The following is a 26,028-nucleotide window of genomic DNA, read 5'->3' as shown; positions in this document are numbered from 1 at the left end:
GTCCCCCGGGACCGCGGAGCTCCAGCTCCGCCTTGATCCTCCGCAAACGAAGAGAGGGCCCCCGGGAACGCCGAGCCCCAGCTCGGCAAGCGGGCCAAAGGCCCGCCACAGAAGCCTGCCAACAGTTGGGCAACCTTGTAGGAGCGGCGGGGCGGCCATCCGCCCATGGCCGCGATCAATCTCTCACCAGGGACGAGGAGCAAATCAACAACCGAGGGTGACCCAACCAGCCACCCCGCACCCACCTACCCGCCACTTAAGAATTCACCTCAAGTTCCCTTGAGAACTGCTTGGCAAACCTAAAAAAAGTTCCCTGTCAACCCAAGTATTTTTGACCTGCTTCACGGCCGCCTCTTGTGTTTCTGAATAAAGTTCCACCACCGGGTAGTGTCCGCCCGGCGGCGGTGCCGTGCCGGCATTGCGGGCAGGAAACTTCAAACAAGAATGGCGGCTGATAAGTGACGATGATGTCGGAAGTAACTGGACGGAAATCTCTTAAAAATGCGCTTGTTGGCTTGGTACTTGCCTGCTGGAGGATGCCGCTGGTTTCGCTGGGGCGGTTGTTGGCGACTGCGCTGCTGTTGGTGATATCGGGGGGAGCTTGGGCGGATTACGGTAATATCTGTGTGGCCGATGAGGAGAACCCGCCCACTAACTTGGTGACTGTGCAGAATAGCTACTGCGAGTTCTGTGGTTACGGGTTTGTGGAGGTGCAAATCACCAACCCATACCGGGCAGGCACCAATACCCCGGACGGTGAAGAGCCCTATGAAACTCAGGTGATTCAGGAATGGTATAACCCTCCCGGCCCTGGGGGAGGGTCTTTTGTCGATGTCACCCAGAGCCGTCGCAACCCGGATTACGGTTCTCCAAACCCGGCGCTCGATTTCGGAAGTAACGGCCTCACGATTGCCCTGACTAACGGGCTTGAGCGTTATACCGGCGTTGCGCCTACGCTCCCGCTGGGCGGTGGTATCAGTGGTTCCAGCACCGTGACCATCAGTAATATGTCGGATCTGGCTCCGGGCCAGACTGTTACGGTGCGCATTCCGGTGCACCGCAGCCCGACCAATAGCCCGGAATCTCTTTACGGTACGACCCCTCAGGCCACTGCCACTATTAACTACACTATGGCGGATGGTTGTAACGACAATCCCGGACGCCGCCACAATTGGCGGAATGGGGGTTGGTACGACAACTTCCCCCCGGATCCAAACAACCCGCCCACGGAATTCTGGCAAAGCTACAATCGCCCCGCGAACCAACACACCGGCAGCGTCGATATCCGCCAGCCGGGTATCGCTCTCAACAAACAGGGCTGGAACTACGACAGCGGTCAGCGCTTGGATACGCGCAGCGACCAAATCTTCGGCCACAATGACGACGATATTGTCTGGCGCATCAACATCCGCAACACCGGTAACGCTCCTCTGCAGGATCTACGCATCGACGATGTCCTGAGCCGTGCCGATGTGATGGATGCGAACTATGTCTGTCCGACGGCTGCGGCAGCCGATGCGGTCGCAGCCAATAATGGCACGCTGCCTGTAGGTTCTAGCTGTGTGGCCACCGATGCCGCCACTGGCACGGTCCTCGCCAACTGGGATGTGGATGCGCCCTTCGGCGATAACGCCAATGTCGGCAATCCCTACGCCACAACCATGAACAACGCTCTTGCGGGCAGCGCCACTGATGCAATTGATATTAGCCAGGGCGGCAATATCAATCTCTATGTGGTCGGTAAGATCCACGACGACGGCTCCTGCGCCTCTGGTCAGCTGATCAGTACCTTCAACGACGTAGAGTTTGGCTGTGCGGTGCAGACGCCGCCCGGTGGTATTGACTCCAACCAGTCGGAAACCGCGCGACTGGATACCTACTACGGTCTAGGCAGCGGCACCAACGCCTTGCGCGTAGAGCGGCAACTGACCGGTATTACCGGTACCGGCCCAGTGGGCATGCGCGGCCTGATGACCATCACCCTGCGCAACGAAGGCCGCGGCACCGTTTGGTTCGACCCTTCCATGGCTTGGCATTTGCGCGATGTTCTGCCGGATGAGTATGTGGTGGACCCCAGCTATGAGCCCACCATCGAAAACGCCTATTCCCTCTATGGTGCATATCTCGGGCGGGTCGACAACCTGGAGTGGGTCAATGCCCAAGGCGCGATTCCGGGGAACACCAGCGACACCACCAGCTATCTCAATAACTCCGAACCGCAATTCAAGCTGACCAGTAACAGCTCAGATACGGATGCCGACCAGGCCGAGGAAAGCACCGGCCTGATGCGCCATGGCGATGTGGTCGTTATCCGGTTCGCGGTGGTGATGAAAGACGCGGACTATTTCGACCGCGCCGCCGACCTGGATGTGCAGCAAGAGGATCCGAGCACGAACCTGTACCAGCGGCCAGAGAGGACCGACCCGGATCTGAACAGTTTCTCCAGTTTTGACAACACCCTGGAAATACAGATCAAAACACTCTGTGATACTCAGGGTGTGTTGCAATCCACCATGACTGGCAATGGCCAGAATAATACCTTTGCCGCCACTGATACTGGTATGCCGGTGGCGTTCGCTCCAGAAGAGCTGGATATCAGTATCAACCAGCCCACATTCATCCTCACCGATGATCGCAGCCAGACGACGCCTCTGTCCGTCACCCTGACCAACAGAGGCGGCGATGAAGCGCGGGACTTCCGCGTTTTCATCAGTTTCGGGGCCACTATCAATGTGGTCAATGACATGCCGCCGGCGGGTTTCAGCTGCGCCCCCGTTGCGATTAGTCAGACCGGTGTGGACGGCAATGGCCGCCCCATGGGCCAGCCCGATCCGTACAAGGTGTGGGCGGTAAACCCGGGGCCGGACGCAGTCGACAATATGCACATGTTGCTACCCGTCGATGGTACTGTGTATCAGTGTCAGCCCGATGGAGCACCCTTTAACGCAGCACTTGCTGCCGGGGCCAGCGCCACCTTCGAATTCGAGGTCAACAAGACCACGAACCCGTCCGGCATTGCCGCCGATGACCTGACCTTCCGCGCAGATGTGGTTGGCGAAATCTTCACGCTCAGTGATTTCACCATCGCTGCTACTCAGGTCAGCGCCAATACGGTCAACGTGAACCAGGTCACCAACGGAGGCAACCGAGGCATTACCGGGGTTACCGTCAACAATCCGACCTCTATCACCAATGGCGATCCGTTGTGGTTCCCGGCCCCGGGCAGCATGGGCAATGCCCGCAGCGACGGCGAAGTGGATCGCGGCAACCTCTATTCACTGGATACCCACTGGTCGCGGGGCATCGGCTTCAATTTGAAAAAGGACCAGGTGACTGCGGGTGATACCTCCTCCGGCAATTTCGGTGAACAGCCGGATCTGGGGCACTGTAACGAAAACATCGGTGATGTCAGCCGCGCGTCCGCAAATACCTTCCCTGGCCAGACGAAGCCCGCCGAGCATGTGCAGATCGGTGAGGAATGTACGGTGCGCATCCAGACCGGCGGCTGGTTCGGTTTCGATTCCCGCGGATTCAACTTTATCGGCGTGCGCGATATCCAGGTGCTGGACCAGATTCCGAATGGACAGAGCTATATCTCAAGCACCGTGCCACTGGTAACGCCACAAATTGCTGGTGCTACCCAAGGGCCCAACGATCCTTCCACAACGCCCCTAAATGAACTCAGTCCGTTTGGCTGGCGTTTTTCGGGTAACCAGGTCTCCGGTTACAGCGGTGCGCCAAATGAAGGCACTTACATTGTCGACATAGATCAGTGGTTCACCATCAACGCTACCAGCCGTCTGCTCAACAAGGTGCAGAACGACAGGGCCGCACCCAACCAACATGGCAGTGACAGTGCCAATGTATTGGACTCAAATTTCAAGGGTATTTTCCTCAACAGCAACACTGGCCAATGGGAGGAATTAACGTTCGGTAGCTATGCTGGCGGCACTACTGTCGGCTACCCCAAGGAACCCATCCGTCGCGTCGATGTTGTCGTCACCGAACCTCTGATCGAGGTGGTGAAGGAAATCTGCGAGGTTTCTAATTTTAACGCCGCGACCGGAACCTGTGGCGCCGGTTGGACCGCTGACTACCAGGGCGCTGTTACCACCAACGACTACATCTATCGCCTTACCGTCAGCAGTGAGGACGCAGCTGCTGGCCACCCCCGCACTCCGGTCTATGACTTGATTGTGGAAGACACGCTGCCGGACTTGCTGAGAATCGTTGACCTGGATACCGACGGTATTGATAACGATGGCGATGGCGTCGTGGATGAAGGGGGTGGTGAAGGTGTCATCGTTGGTAATGTCATGAACGATGGCAACGGCACTTCCATTACCTTCTCCCACGCCCAAGGCGTGGATGGTACCGGCCTGCGTCGGTTGGAGCCGGGCGCTAGTCTGCATCTATATTACAGAGTGGATCCGGACGATCGCATCGCCCCGTCCGAAACGCTTACCAATACCGTAGCCGTGACCTACTACGATTCGCTCGAGGGCAGCGGTAATGATCACGGTAATCAGACCGTCGTTATGCCTGGCAGTGGCGAGCTAGGTGGTGCACGCACCTATCCGGCTCCTGGTGATGCGAACACTGAAGCTGAAGCCTCGTTGACCTTCAGTGAACCGACCACCGAGCCGAAAACCATCAGCCAACTGTCGGAAACGCCACTGGCGGGCAGTGGCACGCAACAAGTCAAAATCGGTGAGGAAATCGAATACACGCTCACCGCCGAGCTGCCGGTGGCACAGTTACGTAACCTCACGGTCACCGACGAATTGCCGACGGGCCTGGTCTGCGCAGATGCGCCCACCATCGACCTGAGCAACGACGCGCCCTGGAATGCCGCCGGTTTCAAGCGCCCGAATCTCACCGATGTGGGTGATGTTACGCCCACTTGTACCGACAACCAGGTGCAATGGGCTTTCGGCGATGTGGTGCTCTCGAACCCGTCGTCAGATCGGGATCCGAACCGCTTCACTTTCCAGCTCACCTTTATTGCTCGGGTGCAGAACAGTGCCGCTAACGATGACGGCGACACGCTCGCCAATGGCCGACCGGCCACTAACGCCACCTTGGAATGGCGAGACGAAAGCAACAACGATCACAGTCTTGATTACGGCCAGGTGGACGTTCAAATCACTGAACCGCTCATTGCTCTGACCAAGAGCTGGGATGCGAGCGGCGACCTGGATGCAGGTGATGTCATTACCATCACCCTCACTGCGACCAACAACGGCACTGCCAACGCCTACAACCTGCGTATTTGGGATGACCTGCTCGATAGCGAAATGACCTTCGTTGAGGCGAGTGTCACGGGAAGCGGCGCCCCGGATAGTGTGGATATCAGCACCTTTGGTGCCAACCGGCCGGTGTTTGTCTGGAACCCCGAAAACCCGCTGGCACCGGGAGCAAGCCGCGAATTCAGTTTCCAGGTACGGATCGATGACAAGGCCCAGCCATTGCAGCAATTAAATAATGTCGCCCATGCTGCCTGGACCTCTCTGCCGGGACAAAGTACCGCGCTCAACCCGGCCGGGCAGATTGGCGCAGACGGTGCTCTTGATGGCCAGCGTATTGGCGAGCTGCCCAATGCCGATGACGCGATTAACGATTATGAAACCAGCAGCAACCCGGTCGACGTCACCTTGGCTGCGCTTTCCATCGCGAAAGAGGACATCACCGAAAATGGCGCAGCGACTGAAACTCGCACGATTGGTGCCCACCGCGAATTCCACCTGGAAATATCCCTGCCGGAAGGTGTCAGCAACAATGTCCGGATTACCGACAGCTTGGCGGCAGGCGGTACCAGCTACGTGCTGGCCCGGAATGCCAATTATGAAATTAGCTGTAGCTACCAAGGTATCCAGTTGATCAACGGCGTAGCGCCGGCTGCAGATTGTGCTGCGTTTACTGCGGTACCAGCTGTGGATGCTACTGGCGATGTGGTATGGGATATCGGTACCGTAGATACCGATAGCGAGGATGACGTTGCAGCTTCCGCCATTACTCCGATCATCACCATCAATTACTTCGCTCGCGTCGACAATGAAATTGTTGAGACCCAGAGCGGTAACAGCCTGCGCAACGACGCAGTACTGACCTATGATAATGGCGACGATGGTTCAACGGTAACTTCTCCCCCCGTTTCCACAGCGATTGTGACGGCGGTGGAACCGGAATTGCTGATCAGTAAGGCCGTGACTAATACGACCGGTGCGGCGAATCTTGCCCAGGGCGGCGATGTTCTTGAATACGAACTGACCATCACACATACCAGTGCTTCCTCCGCCGATGCGCTTGACATCAACGTGCTCGATCTGCTGCCGCCGGAAGTGCAATTCAACGCGGGTTCGGCCTCGGCCACCATCAACGGCGCCGCTGTCGATGGTTTTGTCGCCGCGCCGTCGACACCGGCGGCCGGTTCACTGGTATGGGGCCGAGAGAACGGCGATAACTCGCTAGATCTTCCTCTGGGAAGCACGTTGGTGATCACCTATCAGGCGACAGTGGTGTCAGTATTTGGCCAGCCGGTAACGAACGAAGCTTACGCCGATTGGACATCTCTGGACGACAACGTCACTGGCCAGGAGCTGTACGAGCGCCACGGTATCGGCTGCCCAGCAGTGACCAATCCAAACAACTACTGTACCGGCCCCGCCCAAGCCCAGATAAACACCGAGGACAACTCAGGTCTGGAAAAACTGGTGCTCGAGGACAGTTATGGCGATTCCGCGGACAGCACCGTGCGTATCGGCGATACCATCACCTACCAGCTGACGCTTAATCTGCAGCCGGGTACCACCAACGCGGTGCAAGTGACCGATGTTCTGCCGCCAGGACTCACGCTAGAGTCCTTTGCCATCGACGACGCTGCCGGCGGCTATGTCTTTACCCCGGTCAGCCAACCGGTACCACCTGCGACAGGCTCGCAGGTATGGAATCTCGGCAATGTGACCCGTGAACTGGGCACCGCGGCACCGCTGCTGATCCAATATGTGGCGCGGGTTACCGAGGATGCCGGAATTCCCCATGTGGCCAGCACTACGCTGACCAATAACGCGAGCCTGACCTACACCGATGCCGGCGGCAATCCGCCTGCCGCCGATCCTCGCCTGGAGAGCAGTGCCACCATCACCGTGTTGCAGCCACTGGTCGATAGCCTCACCAAAACTGATCGAGATGGTCGTAACAGCCCGTATCTGGTTACCGACCTAGCCGGTGATGTAATGCGCTTCAACCTGCACGCCTGTAACTCCGGTGATGCACCGGCGTATAGCTTGCAGCTCACCGATGACCTGCCGATGGAACTCGACGAGGTATCGATCGAGAACCTGCAGGTAAGTATCGACGGTAGCCCGGTTGAGGCCGGGAACTACACCTACACTGCGCCAACGGCGCGCGGTGGAGAAATGATTTTCGTACTGACCAACATGTCCTTGGATGCCGGGCAGTGCCTGGATATCGACTACGATATCGGCTTCTACACCGATGTGGGCGGCGACCAGATTTGGACAAACAACTTTGCGGTAGATGAATACTGGTCTTTCCCGCCGAGTGACGCGCAGCGCTATGGCCCAGTTGCATTGCCTGCGCCCTACCAGATGTCCACTGCGCCGACCAGTGTCGACCCGCTGCAGAAAATCCTGATGGCACCCGCTGATGGCACTGCGGCGGTGGGTGAGGAAGTGGTTTACCAGTTGCTGGTGCCCTCGACCAATACTGCGTCGGCCATTCACGATGTCGTGATTACTGATGAGCTCGACCCGAGCCTGGAAATTGTCAGCGTGGCGGAGATCAGCGGGAATGGCCTGACCGTCGATGACAGTAACACCAATGGCAACAGTCTAGACCTACGTATCGATCTGCTGCCGGCCGGCACCCAGGCACAGATTGAAATTCGTGCACGTGTAGGTAATAACACTAACGCGCAGGCGGGACACAGCTTCGAAAACGCCGCCAGTTACACCTATGCCGAAACCGATGGCGGCACCGCCGTTGATGGAGGGGCCGGTAGCGCCGCGACACTGACCATCGTCGAGCCGGAACTCACCCTGGCGAAAACCGTCGCCAACCAGACCAGCCCCGGAAACGACCCGGACGCCGGTGACGTACTGCGCTTTACCCTGGACCTGACTGCCGCGGGCAACCCGGAAAATTCCGATGCCTTCGACCTGATCGTCAACGAACAGCTGTCCCTGGGACTGGAACTTGTTCCGGGCAGTGTCACCTTCGGCGGTGCTGCGATTGCCGACCCGGCGTTGACCGGCGACGGAGTCAACACTGCGCAGGCCCTGGACTGGAACCGCACCAACAGCAATCTGGATATCGCCGCCGGCGGCAACAGCCAGTTGGTGTTCGACGCCGTGGTGCTCGACAGTGTGCTGGCCGCCACCGATCTCTCCGGTACCAGTCGCATCGAGTGGACCAGCCTGGACGAAGACAACACCAGTCCCTACGAGCGCAACGGTTCCGACGGTGTGGGCGGGCTGAACGATTATGTGATCGAAAACGCCGTCGCCCAGCTCACCGCCACGAACGACAGCACTATCGCCAAAACCCGCCTGGACGACAGTTACGGCACCGGCGATGCGCAGCTGCGCGTGGGTGACTTTGTCGAATACGAACTGCGCCTGAGCCTGCCGGAGGGCAGTGCGCCCAATGCGGCGATTACCGACACCCTGCCGCAGGGCCTGGTGTTCGACGGCACCCTGGCGGTCAACGGCGACAACAGCGCGCCCTTTGTCGCGCCGGCGCCATTCAGTCATGGCGATATTATCGAGCCGATACCGGCTGGCGATCCGGCTACGGGGCCGACCACGGTGACCTGGAATATTGCCGACCTGGTCAATGCCGGCGATAACAATGCGGCCAACGACGAGTTCGTAATCCGCTACCGCGCGCGCGTGCTGAACCAGGACGCTCATCCCTGGCCGGCCAACAATACGCCGCTCACCAACAATGTGGAGTTTGGTTTCGACGCCGCCACAGGTGCCGAAAATCGCAACGATGGTGAAACTCTGGATCTGCTGCAGCCGAACCTGGCCGTGGCGATCACCTCCAACCCGGCGGACGGCAGCACTCTCGCGCCCGGCGATACCGTCGACTACACGGTGACCATTACCAACAGCGGCTCGGCGCCCGCCTACGACACGGTGTTCCGCGACACTATCCCGCTCGGCCTGCGCCAGGGCGGTGTCACCGTGCAGTCCACCAGCGTCAACGGCGCCGCGGTTGCCGATCTTGCGCCTGTCTACGATGTTTCCACCGGCGAGGCGGTATGGAATTTCGGCACCGGCACCGCCTATGCCATCGATCCCGGCCAGACGTTGGTAATGACCTATCGCGTACAGGCGGACCCGAACCTGGGCGCCGGCCTGAATATGCAGAACGCCGCCTCTGTCGAAATTTATTATTCACTGGACGACGACGACCTGCCGACGCTCGCCGGCGCCACCGCAACCGTGGATATGCGCGAGGACTACGGTCCCACCGCGCCGCAGAGCGTGCAGTTCAATACCCCCAACGCGGCGCCGCTGCTGATTGAAAATACCCAGCCCACCGCGTCCATCGGCGAGCCCTTCCGCTATCGCGTCACTATTCCGGAAACGCCGCAGACGACTGCGCTGCACGATGTGCGGATATTGCTGAACCTGGGCGCTTCCGCCGCGGATCTGGTGTTCGTCGAGGCGGCCAAGGTTTCCGGCAGCGCGGTATTTACGCCGATCAATACCGGTTCCGACACCGACCTGGTGATCGAGGACACCACCAACGGCATCGACGTGCCGCCGGGTGAACAGGTGGTGGTCGATATCACTGTGCGCCTGCGCGACGTCAATCCGCCTAACGTGGACGGGCTGACCTTCAACAACAGCGCCAGCTACAACTACAACTACGAAAACGACAACGCCGCGGCGGGGCAGGGCGCCGGTGCGGGCAACACCACCGCGGATATGACCGTGGTGGAACCCACCGACCTCACCATGACCAAGACCGGCCCCGCCAGCGTGCAATCCGGCCTGCCCGGTCGCTTCACCCTCGACGTGCACAATATCGGCACCGGCCCGGCCTGGGATATCACCGTTACCGATCTGCTGCCTAATAACAATCCGGGCGGCATGTGCGAGACGCCGCCGGCAAACTTTGCCGCGGTTATCGCCGACGGCACCGGCAATACCGTCGCCACCCTGAATGCCGGCGAACACTTCAATACCGCCTTCGATCCGGCCAATTGCACCCTGACGGTAACCACCGTCGGCGCCACGGCGGCTATACCTGCGGACCACCGCCTGCTGTTCAGCTACGACGCCTACCTGGATGCGGACACCGCCGACGGCGACTCGCTCATCAATATCGCCGGTGTGGAGCTCTGGCACAGCTGGGACAGCACCGGCCCGGATGCGCGGCAGTACACCCGTGCCGCGCCCACCGACGGCACCCCGGGAACCCTGGACCATGAGGACGCCTACACCATCACCGCCGCGGTGCCCAGTGTCTCCTTCTACAAAGTGGTGGAGAATGTCACCAGCGGCGACAGCCCGGCCAGTACCGCCACTCCCGGCGATACGTTGCGCTACACATTGACGCTCACCAATCTCAGCAGCGTCGATGTGGACGATATCGCAATCACCGACGAACTGGGCCGCCTCAACAGTCTGCCGCTGTACCAGTCCGGTTCGCTGCAGATCGTCTCCGCACCGGCGGGCGCCGATACCAGTGGCACCGATGCCGCCGGCGGAGCTCATGGCAGCGGCCTGCTGAGCGCGGCCGACCTGTCGCTGGCGACCGGCGACAGCCTGGAAATCGTCTACGAGGTGGCGCTGGCGGCGGTGATCGACAACGACACCGCGGTGCTCAACCAGGCCCAGGTGCAACTGCCCGGCCAACTGCTGGCGGACAGCGACGATCCCAATATCAACGGCGCCGACGATCCGGATGTGGTGGGCGATGAAGATCCCACCCAGGTAGTGGTCGAATCCGCTCCCGAACTGGCGGTGGAAAAAATCTCCCAGGACATCACCGGCGACGCCGACCTGCTGATGCCCGGCGACACCTTGCGCTACACCATCACCATCGAAAATACCGGCGATGAAAATGCCATTGCGGCAACCCTGCGCGACCAGGTGCCGGCGAACACCACTTATGTGCCGAACTCCACCACGCTGAACGGCGCGGCGGTGGCCGATGTGGACGGCAGCACGCCGCTGTCTGCCGGACTGGCCATTAATTCTCCGGGAGAAGAGGAAGGTTTTGTCGGCGCCACCGAGGGCACGCAGCCGGTGACGGTCACCTTCGACGTGACCATCAACGATGTGCGCGACGGCACCATTATTTCCAACCAGGGCTTCGTCAATGGCGAGGGCGCCGGCAGCGGTCCCTTTGCGGAGCAGCCCTCCGACGATCCCACCACGGAGGCACCGGACGATCCCACCATTGATATCGTCGGTGATGTGCCGCTGCTGATAGTGCAGAAGACGGTGGAAATTGCCGTGGACAATGTGTCCGCGGGCATCGTCGATCCCGGCGATACCCTGCGCTACACCATTACCGTCACCAATATGGGCGGCGTGGATGCCACCGATGCAGTGCTCACCGATCAGGTACCCGCCGACACCACTTATGTAGCCGGTACCACGATGCTCAACGGCATGGCAGTCACCGACAACGCCGGCGGAATGACGCGTCTGGACAGTGGCCTGCCGATTTCCTCCAGCGACCTGACTCCGCCACTGCCCGGCGCCGGCGAGGGTGTGATCACCTCCGCGCAAGCCGCCACCATCACCTTCGACGTGCAGGTGGACGCGGACACGGCCACCGGCACGGTGATCAGCAACCAGGGCAGCGTGGCTACCGAGGAACTGCCGCTGACCCTGACCGATGCCGACGGCAATCCGTCCAACGGCGCCCAACCCACGGAAGTGGTGGTGGGCGATGCGCAGCAGCTCTCCATTACCAAGGAAGTAGCGGTCGTGGGCGGCGGCGCGGCACTGCCCGGCGCGACCCTGGAATACCTGGTGCGCGTCACCAATATCAGCGCGGTGCCGGTCACCGAGGTAGTGATCACCGACGACCTGCTGGTGGCCGGCGAGGGCGTACTTACTTACGTCGCGGATTCCGCGCTGCTCAACGGCCAGCCCGGCGGCATCAGCGTGGCCGGTTCGGTGATTACCGCCGACTACGGTGCGACTTACGGCGAACTGCCGGCGGGCGAAGTGGCGACCCTGCGCTTCCAGGCAAAACAGGGTGAAAACCTGGAGATCGGCTACCAGGTACTGAACACCGCGGAAGTGGCCTGGAATGATCCGCCCTCCACCGAGCAGGCCAGTGTGATCATCGATGTGGGCGGCACCCCGGGCATCGCCAACCTGAGCGGCTTCCTCTGGCACGATGTGAACTTCAACGACCAGTTGGATGGGTCAGAGCGTCTGCTCAGCGGCTGGACCGTGGAGCTGTACTTCAACAATGCCCTGCTCGACAGCCTGCAGGCGGACGAGGACGGCTACTTCCAGTTCGCCGGCCTGGTGCCGAACTACGCCTCGAGCACAACAGCGGGGGGCGCCAGCTACGAGCTGAGATACCAGGCCCCCAATGCCACTGAGACCACGGCGTCGCTGGGCAATACCAGTTCCGACTTTACCAACGGCCCGCAGCAGATCACCGAGATCTTTGTCGGCTCCGGCTCCAACCCGCAGAACCTGAACCTGCCGATTACCCCCAACGGCGTGGTCTACGATTCGGTGCTGCGCCAGCCGGTCTCCGGCGCGATGCTCACACTGCTGCGCGCATCCGGCGGCCAGGAACTGCCGGATCGCTGCTTCGACGATGAAAAACAGCAGGGCCAGGTCGTTCCGGACGGCGGCTACTACAAGTTCGATATCAACTTCAGCGATGCCGCCTGTCCGGCCAATGCGGATTACCTGATTCAGGTGCAGGTGCCCGGGGATGGCTATGTCGATGGACAGTCCCTGATCATCCCGCCGCAGACCGATGAGGAGACCGCAGGCTTCGATGTGGGCGCCTGCCTGGGCAGCAACGGCGACGTCGTACCGGGCACTGCGGACCACTGCGAGGTACAGGAATCCTTCTCCGCACCGGGCGTGGACGTGGACGCGCGCGATCCGCGCACCGACTACTACTTGCGCCTCACCTTGGACGACGACCGCATTCCGGGCGAGAGCCAGCTGTTCAACAACCACATTCCGGTGGACCCGCTACTGGAAGGTGCGTTGTCGATCACCAAGACCGCGAGCATGCTGAACGTCACCCGCAGCCAGCTGGTGCCCTACACCATCACCTTCAGCAATACCCTGCCGGTGCCCCTGGCCGACCTGCAGCTGGTGGATTTCTTCCCTGCTGGCTTCAAATACGTGGCCGGTTCCGCGCGCCTCGATGGCTTGGCCGAGGAGCCGGAAGTGGAGGGGCTGCAACTGCACTGGAACGACTTGCGCGTGGACCCGGACCAGACCCGTACGGTGAAACTGCTGCTGGTAGTGGGCTCCGGCGTGGGCGAGGGCAAGTACGTCAACCGCGCGCAGATGTTCAACCAGCTCTCCGGCCAGGCCGCCTCCGGCGAGGCCTCGGCCACGGTGCGCGTGGTGCCCGATCCCACCTTCGACTGTTCCGACGTGATCGGCAAGGTGTACGACGACAAGAATATGAACGGCTACCAGGACCAGGGCGAGGGCGGCGTACCCGGCGCGCGGGTGGTTACCGCCACCGGTCTCAACGCCACCACCGATGCCCACGGCCGCTTCCATATCACCTGTGCGGTGGTGCCGAACCGGGACCGCGGCTCCAACTTCATCATGAAACTGGACGACCGCAGCCTGCCCAGCGGCTACCGCCTCACCAGCGAAAACCCGCGTGTGGTGCGCGCCACCCGCGGTAAGGCGATCAAGGTGAACTTCGGGGCCAGCCTGCACCGTGTGGTGCGCCTGGATATGGCCGAGGGCGTGTTCGAGCCCGAGACCACCGAACTGCGCCCGCAGTGGCACTCGCGCACCGAACTGCTGCTGGAGAAACTGAGCGAGGCACCGTCGGTGCTGCGTCTCTCCTACCTGGCGGAAAACGAAGATCCGGACCTGGTGGAGCGGCGTCTGCAGACCATCAAGGCACAGATCGCCGGGGATTGGGCGGAACAGTATGGCGATTACGAATTGACGATTGAAACCGAAGTCTTCTGGCGCCGCGGCGCGCCGCCGAAGCAGGGAGGATTGGAGTGATGTCCTCTAATGAATGCGGAATGATGAGTGCGGAATGCGGAATGAATGAAGAGGTATCTATCGGTGTAGGAGCCTGCTTGCAGGCGAATATTGCCCGGCAAGCGCGGAAATTCGCCTGCAAGCAGGCTCCTACATGGGGCTCGCGGTTTATTCCGCATTCCGCGTTCCGCATTCCGCATTTAACCGCGCTCGCTTTCCTGCTCGCACTACCGGTCTACGCCCAGGAAACCGAAGAACCCCAAACCCCCGACACCCCCTGGTGGCAGGTCTGGCAAAAAATCCCCGGCCTGTCCCCGCAAATCGAGGAGCCCGGGGTCGAATACACCGAAAACCCCGTCGGCAACAACACCGAGTCCATGCTGTTGGGCCAGCCGCGTCGCCAGTGGGTGCAGGACGCCACTCTGTTCTCGGAGGCGATGGAACCGGTGATCGAGGAAAATATTATCGAGCCGCTGCCTTTCGAGGCGGTGGCGGATGATATTTCCCCCGAATCCGTCGAGGTACTGAAAGAAAAACTGGCGGAACTTGGCGATGCCTACAACCTGAAACTGCACTTTATCGGTCACACCGACAGCGAGCCGCTTACCCCGCAGCAGCTGGCGGAGTACCTGGACAAAACCGAATTCACCCGCGCCCGCGCGCAGCTGGTGGCGGAATTTTTCCAACTGGCCCTGGACCTGCCGGAAGAGGCGATCTCCTTCGAGGGGCGCGGCGACGTCGAGCCGGTCGCGGACAATATCACCACTACCGGGCGAGAGCTGAACCGCCGCGTACAGGTGCGGCTCAGCTACGACGAACTGGACGAAGAGGCCCAGGCGGAACAGGCCCGCGCCCAGGCGCTGGCGCTGAACCGGGTCAAGGTGTGTCGCCAGGAAACCGTGTGCAGGCTGCGCTACACCGCCGGCAGCGAACAGCGCGCGCGTTTGAAAAACCTGGTCACACCCCTGCGTATAGAGCCGGGCCAGGTGGATCTCCCCGAGGCCTTCGCGCGCCGCATCCGCGAGGTGCGCGCCAACCTGGCGGACAAGAACAACCTGGTGATTCACTTCGTCGGCCACACCGACAGCCTGCCCCTGCCGGACCGGCCCGCGCAGTTGTATAGCGATCATATGGCGCTGTCCCGCGCCGAGGCGCGCCGGGTGGCACTGGCGGTGCGCGATATGCTGGGGCTGCCCAGCTACGCGGTGACCAGCAGCGGCAAAGGCGCCAGCCAACCCATCGCCAACAACGATACCCCCAAGGGCCGCGCATTGAACCGCCGCGTGGAAGTGGAGTTCTGGTACGACGACCCAATGGAGACCGCTGGTGACGGCGTACAGGCCTGTCCGGAAGCGGCTAGCGCGGAAACCATCACCATCGCCCACGAGTCCCCCACCGGCGCGCTGCAGCCGATCCGTTTCGAACAGGGCGACCCGGTGATCTCCCAGTCGCAGCTGGAGCATATCCGCCGGTTGATGGCGGAGGTTGCGGACAAGGCGAATGTGCGTGTGGGTTTTGTCGGCTACAGCGATAACGAGCGCATGGAGCGCCGCGAGGCCATGGTCTACGGCGACGACGTGGGCCTTTCCTCCGCGCGTGCGCGCCGCGCCATGGAAGCGGTGCAGCAACACCTGAATCTCAGCGATGAACAAGTGGAGTTCGAAGGGCGCGGCTATGTGCAGTCCGACGACGTGGTGACCACCGGCTTTATCCAACTGGATGGTGCCCGCGTGGAAGTGCAGGTGCTCTACGACGAACTGGCGGTGCTCGCGGATAAGGATCGTCTGGAAATCGAGCGCATCCAGCGCGAGGCCCGGGCCAACAATCCCTATGCCCTGAACCTGATGCGCATCACCGTGGATGGCGAGCCGGAGTACGACCCCTATAAAAACTCCGCCGACCTGCAGCGCTGTACCGACGTAGCCCTGGAGAGTGCCAATATCCAGTTCCGCTTCGACAACAAGAAAATGCAGCCGCGGCTGAATGTCAGCGCCTGGCCCAACACCATCCGTTACGCCGACGATCCGGAGACGGAGGTGGCGGACAGCCGAGTGCAGTTCCGCAGCTACACCAACTACCCATCCTTTATCGAACGCGCGGAAGTGCGCCTGTTCGAGGAGGAGCAGTCGGTGCGCGACATGCCGCTGGCAGTGGTGGAACTGGATGTGAACGGCAGGGGCGAGTGGGAAGCGGAGCTGGAGGAGTTCCGTGCACCGCTGAAAAAACTGCAATACCTGTTGCGCGTCTACGACGAAAAAGGCCGCTACGATGAAACCGAGCCCCAGACCCTGTGGCTGGTGGACCGCCTGGATGCGCCCCTGGAGGATACCGACGTGGAGCGGGAGCTGCTGGTGGGCTACGGCGAAAACCGCCTGGCACACCGCAATATTCCCCTGGACGGCAACACGGTACTGGTCAACGGCTCGCAGATTCCCGCGGAGCACACCGTGTGGCTGGGCGGCAACCCGGTGCCGGTGAGCGGGCAGGGCGAGTTCGTCGCCGAGCAGATTTTCGGCAAGGGCCTGCACACGGTGGAAGTGGCGGTGCTGGACGAGCAGGGCAACGGCGACCTCTTTCTGCGCGATTTGCGTTTCGCCAACGACGACTGGTTTACCGTGGGCATCGCCGACCTGACCATCGGGTACGACAAGACCAACGGTCCGGCGGCGCTGGTGACCGGCGACGAAACCCACTACGACAACTCCGTCAGCTACGACGGCCGCCTGGCGTTCTACACAAGCGGCGGTTTCGGCGAGGGCTGGCGCCTGGCCGCCAGCGCGGATACCGAAGAGGGTCCGGTGGACGAACTCTTTTCCAATTTTATGGAAAAATCCCCCGACGAACTCTTCCGCCGCATGGACTCGGACCTCTACTACCCGACCTTCGGCGACGACTCCACGGTGGTGGAGGATGCGCCCACTTCCGGCAAGTTTTACGTCAAGCTGTCCAAGTATGACGACTACGGTTTGTGGGGCAATTTCAAGGCCGCCTACACCGACAATGAACTGGCTCATATCGACCGGGCCCTCTACGGTGCCAACGCACATTTCGAGAGCGATGCGGTGACCAGCTTCGGCGAAAAGCGCTTCCAGATCGACGGCTTCGGCGCCGAGCCGGGTACCGTCGACGGCCGCGACGAATTCCGCGGCACCGGTGGTTCGCTGTACTTCCTGCGCCACCAGGATATTTCCACAGGCTCCGAGCGTCTGAGGGTGGAAGTTCGGGACAAGGATTCGGACATAGTACTGGCGGTGAGAAACCTCACCGCGGTGGTCGATTACGATATCGATTATATCCAGGGTCGTGTGCTGCTGAACAAACCCCTGTCCGCGCTGGCCAACGACAACCTGCTGATCCAGGACGGCGCCTTCAACGGCAACCCGCAATACCTGGTGGCGCGCTACGAGTACACCCCGGGGTTCGAGGAAATGGATACCCTCGCCGTGGGCGGGCGCGCCCACTACTGGCTCGGCGATTACGTCAAACTGGGCATCAGCGGCACCCAGCAGGACGAGGAGGACAACGAGAGCTCTCTCCATGGTGTGGATCTCACCTTGCGCAAGAGCGCCGGCAGCTGGCTGAAAATGGAAGTGGCGGACAGCCAGGGGGGCAACCTGGACCGCTACTCCTCCCTCGACGGCGGTTACAGTTTCGGCAATGAGAGCGCCCTGGACCCGGATGCCAAGGCCGGCGCCTCGCGGGTGGAGGCCAGCCTGCAACTGGCCGATTTCTTCGAGAGCGCACGGGGTTCCGGCACCCTCTACCACCAGGAGCGCGAGGCCGGATTTTCCGCGCCGGGCCAGGAGACCCTCAGGGATACCACCCAGTACGGCGCCAGTGTCAATCTGCCCATCGGTGAACGCTTTGATGTGGGCCTGAAGGCAGACAGCAAGGAGCAGGACCTGGGGCTGCACACCGAGGCGGTGGATATGGAAGTGGGCTACCGGATCAGCGACCGCTGGCGACTCGCCACTGCCGCCCGCGCCGACACCCGCGAGGACTTTTCGCCGGTGGTGCCCGCCACCCAGACCCAGGGCGACCGCACCGATATGGCGGTGGAAGCCGCTTACAACTCCGGTGAAAACTGGAGCGCCTTCGGTTTCGTGCAGCGTACCCTGGAAGTCACCGGCACCCGCGAGGAGAACGACCGCGTGGGTCTGGGCGGCGCCTATCGGGTGAGCGAACGTCTGACCCTGGACAGCGAACTCTCCGGCGGCGACACCGGTACCGCCGCGCGCCTGGGTACCGATTACCTGATCTCAGACCGCACCAACCTGTACCTGAACTACGCCCTCGACAACGAGCGCACCGACACCGGCCTGCGTGCGCGCAAGGGCAATATGAGCACCGGCTTCCGCAGCCGCTACTCCGATACCCTGAGCATCTACGGCGAGGAGCGATACAGCCACGGCGACGTCTCCACCGGCCTGACCCATGCCCTGGGGGTGGATCTGGCCCCCAGTGACCGCTGGAGTTACGGCACCAGTGTGGAGGCGGGCACCCTGGAGGACCCGCGCACCGGCGCGCAGACCGAGCGCCGCGCCGTCGGTTTGAGTATGGGGTACGACTCTGAAAACACCCGCCTCTCCTCCGCCGTCGAGTACCGCACCGATATCCAGGAAACACCGGTGGATGAAAGCACCGTTTCCGAATCGGAGCGGGATACCTGGCTGCTGAAAAACACTTTCAGCTACCAGGTCAGTCCGGATTGGCGCCTGGTAGGAAAGCTCAACTACTCCGACAGCAAGAGTTCGCAAGGCGAATTCTACGACGGTAAATATACCGAAGGGGTAGTGGGCTACGCCTACCGTCCGGTGGACAACGACCGCTGGAACACCCTGTTGAAGTACACCTATTTTTACAACGTGCCCACTTCCGACCAGGTCACGGTGAACAACACAGCCACCGAGTTTATCCAGAAGAGCCATATCTTCTCGGTGGACACCACCTACGACATCAGCCGCCGCTGGAGCCTGGGCGGCAAGTACGCCTACCGCCTGGGGCAGGTAAGCCTGGACCGCGAGGACCCGGAATTTTTCGACAGCCGCGCCAGCCTGTACGTCCTGCGCGCGGACTGGCACTTCGTCAACCGCTGGGACCTGCTCGTCGAAGGGCGCATGCTCGACCTGCCGGATGCCGAGGACAGCCGCAGCGGCTTCCTGGTGGGCCTCTACCGGCATATGGGCAAGCACTTGAAAGTGGGTTTAGGCTACAACTTCACAGACTTCTCCGACGACCTGACGCAACTGGATTTCGACAGTCAGGGCGTGTTCCTGAATGTGGTCGGCAAGCTGTAAAGGTTCGCCTGCAAGCAGGCTCCTACAGGGCACCCTGTAGGAGCCTGCTTGCAGGCGAACACTGCTTGCGATAAAACGGCCCCATGTCCACAAAAGCACAGGGTTACCGCTTGCGGTTAGGCCGACACAGCGAATCAAACCGTATCTATCTGATTACCGCCGTTTGCCACCAGCGGCAAAAGATATTTTCCGACTTTTGGGCTGGTCGTCATTGTGTTCGCGCGTTAATGGAAGTGAAGGACAGCGCAGCTACACTCTGCTATGTTGTAATGCCGGACCATATCCACTGGCTGGCGCAATTGGGAGAATCGGTTGATCTTTCGCAAACCGTACAAAAAGTAAAATCGCTGCCGACCATGGCTTTGCGCGACGAATGGCAGGGCCCCGTATGGCAGCGCGGCTTTCATGATCACGCTTTGCGAAAGGAAGAGGACCTACAGGCCACAGCTCGTTATATCGTCGCCAACCCCTTGCGGGCAGATCTAGTTTCCTCCCTGCGCGATTACCCGCTCTGGGATGCCGTCTGGCTCTGATTTCCCATGTAGGAGCCTGCTTGCAGGCGAATAGCTACGAAGCCCGGCCGTTTTCGCCTGCAAGCAGGCTCCTACAACGCTAGTTGGCCCAGAACACCAGCGGTCCTGTTTGCCAACTGCCGCTTCTTCCACCAGAGATAAAACCCGGTAAAAAACAACAGCCCCGGCGCCAGCCCGGTGATCAGCACTAGCCAGCGCCCGACCAAACCCAGCGCATCGCCGTTGTGCAGCGGAAACTGCCAGGTGAGAAACTGGTTGCCGGCGGCGATTTTGGTTGCGTCGTGGACCATCAATACTTCACCGCTGTACTGGTCCAGACGCACAAAGCTGGCGCCGTGGTTGCGCCAGGGTTCGCCCATCTGCCTGAAGGTCAGTCCGTAGCTGTCGGCGGCGTTTTGCGGCAGGTATATACGCTTCAGTTCCCCCTGCGGAAATATTTTCCTGCTTATGGCGACGGCGGTGTCGGGATCCAGCGGCGGTGCGCCGGTGATCTGCGATTGACCCCAGGAGCCGCGCGGCTCCAGCGGCATCATCCAACTCACCAGTTTTTCCACTTGCAGCGGAAACACGATGCTGACACCGGAAAAGGCGATCACCAACAATACCGGCAATAGGTAAATACCACACACCTTGTGCAGGTCGAAGTAGAAACGGAAACGGTTGCCGTTGCGCTTGATGGTGAAAGCCCGTTTCCATCGCCTCCCCCGAGGCCACCAGATCACCAGTCCGCTGATGCAAAAAATCAGCAACGCCAAACCCATAAAACCGACCACCGTCTTGCCGGTATTGCCGGCCAGCAGCGTGTAGTGCAGCCGGTAGATCCAGCTCATTGTGTACTCGCCCCAGCCGCGCACGGCCAGTACCTGGGCGCCGGTGGGGGAAACGCTGACCTCTATCGGCCCCGGTGCGCCCTCGGGACCGGGAAAGCGTACCACGTGGGGGCTGCCTTCGGCGCGGGCGATGTGGACACGCTGGGGTATGCTGCCGGGCACGGCTGCGCGCGCGGCGGCCACTATTTCGGTGAAGGTGGCGAGGTTGTCGGAAGGGGTGAAGTCGACGGTCTGCGGTGCGAGTTTTTCGTCCAGCGTGTGGTCGAACACCAAGAGGCTGCCGGTGGCGCCGATCAGCGCCAGCAGCAGGCCGAGAGTCAGTCCCGCGTATTTGTGCAGGGTAAAGAATATTTTTCGCATTTATGTTTTCGCACGAACTCTTCGCCTGCTTGCAGGCGAAAAAATGAGTTAGAACAACCGCGAGTAGGACAGGTTTACGCTGCGGCCCAGCCCCTTGAAGTTGCGACCGTCATTGCCGGCGGTTTGCGAGTAGTAGGTGAAATAATCCTCGTTGGTGAGATTCTGCAGGCCCAGGGTGAAGTCTCCGCCCAGCGCCGCGAGATTGGCACTCAGGTCGATAGTGGTGTAGCCATCGAATTCGCTGGCGGTTTCCCCTGCGCTGTTTTCGAAGTCCCGGTCCAGCAAAAAGTTGGCCTGCAGTCGGGTGCTCAGACGGTCGCTCCAGTTGCTGGTCCAGCTCAGGTTGGCGCGGTTGGGGGCGATGTTGCGGCCGTCCAGGTCGCTGTCCACGCGGCCGTCCTGGTTGGAGTCGTAGAGGCCGTCGCTCTCCGCATAGCGCAGTTCCAAAGTATTGGATTCCGTGACGAACCACTGGCCGCGGAATTCCCAGCCGTCAATTTCCGTTTTCTCGCGCTTGACGCTGTAGATACCGTCGGCGTCTGCCTGCAGTCGCTGGCCGAAGTCGGAATCCGAGCGGTAATAGGCGAGCTGCCCGGCAAATTTCTCCAGGCTGAAGTCGACGCCGGCCTCCCGGTTTTCTGTGAGGATCGGCTTCAGGTTCAGGAAGGTTTCCACATCCTGGCCCGGCATATCGATGCCGCGCAATACGCGACCCACGTCGGGCATGGAGTAGCCCTCGGCGTAGTTGGCAAACACCCGCCAGACGTCGTTGAACTGGTAGGTAGCGCCGATATTGCCCAGGGTTTCGCTGAACTTCGGTTCACCCCCTTCGACGAATTGGCTGCCGTAAGACGCCAGGGTGGTGAAATCGTCCACCTTGAGTTTGGAGATTTCCCGGCGCAGGCCGGCGGTGATTGCCAACCGCTCGATACCGGTGAACTCCAACTGCGCATAGGGCGCGATATTCTCGTAGCGGGTTTCCGGCACCCAGGCGCGGCTGGTCTGGACCAGTTGTTGCCAGGTCTCGTCCGCGAGGATGTCCAGGCCGTAGGCCAGGCTCACCGGTGCGCTCGCCAGTTCGTCCTTGATCAGGGTGATTTTCACCCCCTGCTTTTCCGAGTTGTTCTGGGATTGGTCGAAAATATCTTCTCCGTAGACCGGGTCCTGGAAAGTGCCGAAGTTACCGCCGCCGTAGGTACCGGCAAAGTCCTGGCGGAAGGTCTGCATCCGCAGTTTCTGTCCGAGGAAGTCGTCGTTGCTGTACTGCAGGTTAATGGTGGTGACCTCGTTGGACGGGGCGTCGCCGGGGACCTCGCCCTTGACGGCGGTGGTGGGTACGCCGTTGGCCCAGCCGTCCTCTACGTAGAGGGCGGTCCAGTCGTTGCTACCCTCGATCTCGTAACGGTTGACGGTCAGCTCCAGCCGCTGTCCCTCCCAGCTGTGGCCCAGCTTTATAAAGGTGTTCAGGGCCTCGCTGTCCATGGTGTCGCCCTGGGTATTATCGAAGCCGATCACTTCGCCGTCGGCGTCGTAGCCGAGGCCGTTTTCGCGGTAGCTGGCGCTGCCCAGCAGGTCGATGCCGCCGAGCTCGCCGGACAGGCTGTAGCTGCCACCGTAGCTCAGGCTGTCGCCGGTGTCCTCGGGCTGGAAGGCGGATTCCGCCCGCAGACTCTGCTGCAGTTCGCCGCTGGGCTTTCTGGTGACCAGGTTGATGATGCCGCCGGAGGCCCCCATACCGTGAATGGCGTTGGCGCCGTGAATCACCTCCACCCGCTCCAGCATCAGCGGATCGATGGTGTGGCCGTCGCGGCCGCCGTCGCGCAGGGGGTTGGACTGGGGCACGCCGTCGATCATGTACAGCGGCTTGCGACCGCGCAGGCTCTCGCCGGAGTTGGTCAGCTTCTGGCGGCTGGGAGAGAAGCTGGGCACCAGATTGCCGAGGATGGTGGAGAGGTCGCTGCTTACGCCGATCTGTTCCGCCAGGGCCTCCCGGTCGATCAGGGTGACGGTGTTGGGTACCGAACTGAGGGGCCGCTCGGTGCGGCCGGCGGTTACCACCACTTCTTCTTCGATGCGCTGGTCGTCGGCCAGGGCCGGGATGGAAGTGAGGGAAATGGCCAGCGCCAGAGTGGTTTTTGCACCGCGCATAGGAACTCCTGTCGAAACAAATCTGCCGCCCGGGTCGCCGGACCGGTGGGGGGAAAGGCAGGTGATACTAAAATAAATGAGAATCTATATCAATTGTATTATTATGAAGTGGTGCGGCCGTCGGCTGCTGTTTCTTCTATCTATACTGTGCGACGGACGGGCTTAAGGTGGCGTGTAAATAAATGCCAGATGTGACTTGACTCGCCCGGGCGGTGCCCCTAGAATGCGCAGCCTCTTGAGCGGTTGGGGTAACCCACCGCAGAGAAGCGAAGAGCACCAGGCTTCGTTTCTTAGAGTTGATGCGGGGTGGAGCAGCCTGGTAGCTCGTCGGGCTCATAACCCGAAGGTCGTAGGTTCAAATCCTGCCCCCGCTACCAAATTTTGCTGTGGGAGCCTGCCTTGCAGGCGAATTCGCGAGCAGCGCTCGCTCCCACAGGCGGTCAAAGCCCCGTCAGGGGCTTTTTCGTATCTGCGCCAAAAATTGCGCAGGAATACTTCGAAGTGGGCCGCAGGCCCATTTTTTGTTTCATGAAGTGCCTCCCTGCACTTCACCCATTGGGGCAGCTGACAGCTGTGCAAATCGGCTGTCCTGCCGATTTGTATGGCGGCTAATGGCGACTAAGCGCGAACGGTTGGAACAACTTCTGGCCCCGGTGGTGGAATCACTGGGTTGTGAGCTGTGGGGTATCGAGTATCAGACTCACGGCCGCAACGCATTATTGCGTATTTACATCGATTCCGAGCGGGGTATCGCCGTAGAGGACTGCGAGAAGGTCAGTCGTCAGGTGAGCGCCGTGCTGGACGTGGAAGACCCCATCAGCGGCAAGTACACCCTGGAAGTCTCCTCGCCGGGGCTCGACCGTCCCCTGTACAAACTGGATCATTATCAGCGCTTTGCCGGCTCCCGGATCGAGGTTCGCCTGCGTATGCCGCTGGACGGCCAGCGCAAATGGCGCGGCCTGTTGGTCGGCGTAGAGGGCGAGGAAGTGGTACTGCGCGTCGACAGTGAGAACGAATATCTGTTGCCCATCGACAGCATCGAGCGGGCCAATGTCATTCCCCAATTTGAAAAGTGATCAACGTAGCGTTTAGCGTGTTTAAAGAGGCAGCTGCATGAACAAAGAAATCTTGCTGGTAGCCGAAGCGGTTTCCAACGAGAAGGGCGTGGATCGGGAAATTATTTTCCAGGCGATCGAGGCGGCACTGGCGACAGCCACCAAGAAACGCTACGACGAAGATTCCACGATTTCCGTTACCATTGACCGCAGTACCGGCGACTACGAAACTTTCCGCAGCTGGGAAGTGGTGGATGACGATACTCTGGCGGAGCTGGGTACCCAGTTCACCCTGGAAGAGGCCCACGAGAAAGATTCCGAGCTGAAAGCCGGGGATGTTTACCGCGAGCAAGTGGAAAACGTTGAGTTCGGCCGCATCGCCGCGCAAACTGCCAAGCAGGTGATTGTGCAGAAGGTGCGTGAGGCGGAACGCGCCAAAGTGGTGGACGAATATCGCGACCGCGTAGGCGAACTCGTCAGCGGTACCGTGAAGAAAGTGACCCGCGAATTTATCGCCGTGGACCTGGGCGGCAACGCCGAGGCGCGCCTGCCCCGCGACCAGCTGGTGGGCCGCGAGATCTTCCGCCTGGGAGACAGGGTGCGCGCTATTCTTCTGGAAATCCAGCCGGAAGCGCGCGGACCGCAGTTGATGCTGAGCCGCTCCTGCCCGGAAATGATTATTGAGCTGTTCCGCATCGAGGTGCCGGAAATTGCTGAGCAGGTGATCGAGATCAAAGGCGCTGCCCGTGACCCGGGCCTGCGCGCCAAGATTGCGGTGACCACCAACGATGGTCGCATCGACCCGGTGGGCGCCTGCGTTGGCATGCGCGGTGCACGGGTACAGGCGGTGTCCAACGAGCTGTCCGGTGAGCGCGTGGATATCGTGCTCTGGGACGACAATCCGGCCCAGTTTGTAATCAATGCCATGGCGCCGGCGGAAATCGAGTCCATTGTGGTCGACGAAGATACCGGCTCCATGGACGTGGCAGTGGCCGAGGAAAACCTGGCCATGGCCATCGGCCGCAGCGGCCAGAATGTGCGCCTGGCCTCCGAGCTCACCGAGTGGCAGATCAATGTGATGAGCATCGAGGACTGGCAGGCCAAGCAGGAAGCCGAGTCCAGCGGCGTCATGGAAACCTTTATGCAGCGCCTGGATATCGACGAAGATGTGGCCAATGTGTTGGTGGAAGAGGGCTTCACGACTCTGGAAGAGGTGGCCTATGTGCCTCTGGAGGAGATGCTCACCATCGAGGGCTTCGACGAGGAAGTCGCCGAGGAACTGCGCGCTCGAGCCAAGGACGCACTGCTGACTCAGGCGCTGGCCTCCGAGGAACAGCTGGACGCCTCCGAGCCCCAGGAAGATCTGCTGAATATGGAGGGTATGGACCGCCACCTGGCCTACTTGCTGGCCAGCCGCGGTATTGCCACCATGGAAGACCTGGCGGAACAGGCCGTGGATGACCTGTTGGATATTGAAGGTGTGGACCAGGAACGCGCCGCCGCGCTGATCATGAAAGCGCGTGAGCCCTGGTTTGCCGACGACAGCGGCGAAGAAGCCTGAACAGGCTTGTAAGCTTATGCCCGTCGTATAAACAAGA

7 protein-coding genes and 1 tRNA gene are annotated in these 26,028 nt (G+C 60.9%); 6 read left to right on the top strand and 2 right to left on the bottom strand.

From position 1 onward, the window contains the following. The first annotated feature begins 563 nt into the window (after positions 1–563). The 3 genes from FHS09_RS02115 (at position 564) to FHS09_RS02105 (ending at position 20,037) form a co-directional block, all read left to right on the top strand. Entirely contained in the window at positions 564–14,228 is a 13,665-nt protein-coding gene (locus FHS09_RS02115; RefSeq protein ID WP_183456243.1) for a DUF11 domain-containing protein, read from the top strand. Positions 14,229–14,269: 41 nt separating this feature from the next. Next, positions 14,270–19,504, top strand: a complete 5,235-nt coding sequence (locus tag FHS09_RS02110) for an OmpA family protein (protein ID WP_183456241.1) — start codon at positions 14,270–14,272, stop codon at positions 19,502–19,504. Between the two features lie 83 nt (positions 19,505–19,587). Beyond that, positions 19,588–20,037, top strand: coding sequence for an REP-associated tyrosine transposase (locus FHS09_RS02105; RefSeq protein ID WP_183456239.1), 450 nt, complete (start codon positions 19,588–19,590; stop codon positions 20,035–20,037). A gap of 71 nt (positions 20,038–20,108) precedes the next feature. Here the strand turns inward: FHS09_RS02105 and FHS09_RS02100 are convergent, their stop codons facing one another. Together FHS09_RS02100 and FHS09_RS02095 are read right to left on the bottom strand one after the other, a co-directional pair. Further along, on the bottom strand, positions 20,109–21,227 hold the full coding sequence (locus FHS09_RS02100) for a PepSY-associated TM helix domain-containing protein (protein ID WP_183456237.1): 1,119 nt from the start codon (positions 21,225–21,227) through the stop codon (positions 20,109–20,111). Positions 21,228–21,275: 48 nt separating this feature from the next. Then, a complete protein-coding gene (locus FHS09_RS02095) occupies positions 21,276–23,375 on the bottom strand; it encodes a TonB-dependent receptor (protein ID WP_183456235.1) in 2,100 nt (699 codons plus the stop codon). A 300-nt stretch (positions 23,376–23,675) separates the two neighbouring features. Here FHS09_RS02095 and FHS09_RS02090 point away from each other — a divergent pair. The 3 genes from FHS09_RS02090 (at position 23,676) to nusA (ending at position 25,991) form a co-directional block, all read left to right on the top strand. Further along, a tRNA-Met gene (locus FHS09_RS02090) sits at positions 23,676–23,752 on the top strand. A 234-nt stretch (positions 23,753–23,986) separates the two neighbouring features. After that, positions 23,987–24,451 (top strand): ribosome maturation factor RimP, encoded by a 465-nt coding sequence (gene rimP / locus FHS09_RS02085; RefSeq protein WP_183456233.1) that lies wholly within the window; start codon positions 23,987–23,989, stop codon positions 24,449–24,451. 37 nt (positions 24,452–24,488) lie between these two features. Further along, the gene (gene nusA / locus FHS09_RS02080; protein WP_183456231.1) at positions 24,489–25,991 is read left to right on the top strand and encodes a transcription termination factor NusA; all 1,503 of its coding nucleotides are present in this window, start codon (positions 24,489–24,491) and stop codon (positions 25,989–25,991) included. The last annotated feature ends 37 nt before the right edge of the window (positions 25,992–26,028 follow it).

The sequence above is a fragment of the Microbulbifer rhizosphaerae genome, assembly GCF_014191725.1.
Classification (GTDB): domain Bacteria; phylum Pseudomonadota; class Gammaproteobacteria; order Pseudomonadales; family Cellvibrionaceae; genus Microbulbifer; species Microbulbifer rhizosphaerae.
The sequence above is the reverse complement of the archived record's forward strand: the minus strand, read 5'-3'. Positions and strand labels throughout refer to the sequence as shown.

What these genes read in the sequence shown, in the direction of transcription:
- rimP (WP_183456233.1), top strand. Translation starts at nt 23,987, where the DNA reads ATGGCGACTAAGCGCGAACGGTTGGAACAACTTCTGGCCCCGGTGGTG.
- FHS09_RS02095 (WP_183456235.1), bottom strand. Translation starts at nt 23,375, where the DNA reads ATGCGCGGTGCAAAAACCACTCTGGCGCTGGCCATTTCCCTCACTTCC.
- FHS09_RS02110 (WP_183456241.1), top strand. Translation starts at nt 14,270, where the DNA reads ATGAATGAAGAGGTATCTATCGGTGTAGGAGCCTGCTTGCAGGCGAAT.
- nusA (WP_183456231.1), top strand. Translation starts at nt 24,489, where the DNA reads ATGAACAAAGAAATCTTGCTGGTAGCCGAAGCGGTTTCCAACGAGAAG.
- FHS09_RS02105 (WP_183456239.1), top strand. Translation starts at nt 19,588, where the DNA reads ATGTCCACAAAAGCACAGGGTTACCGCTTGCGGTTAGGCCGACACAGC.
- FHS09_RS02100 (WP_183456237.1), bottom strand. Translation starts at nt 21,227, where the DNA reads ATGCGAAAAATATTCTTTACCCTGCACAAATACGCGGGACTGACTCTC.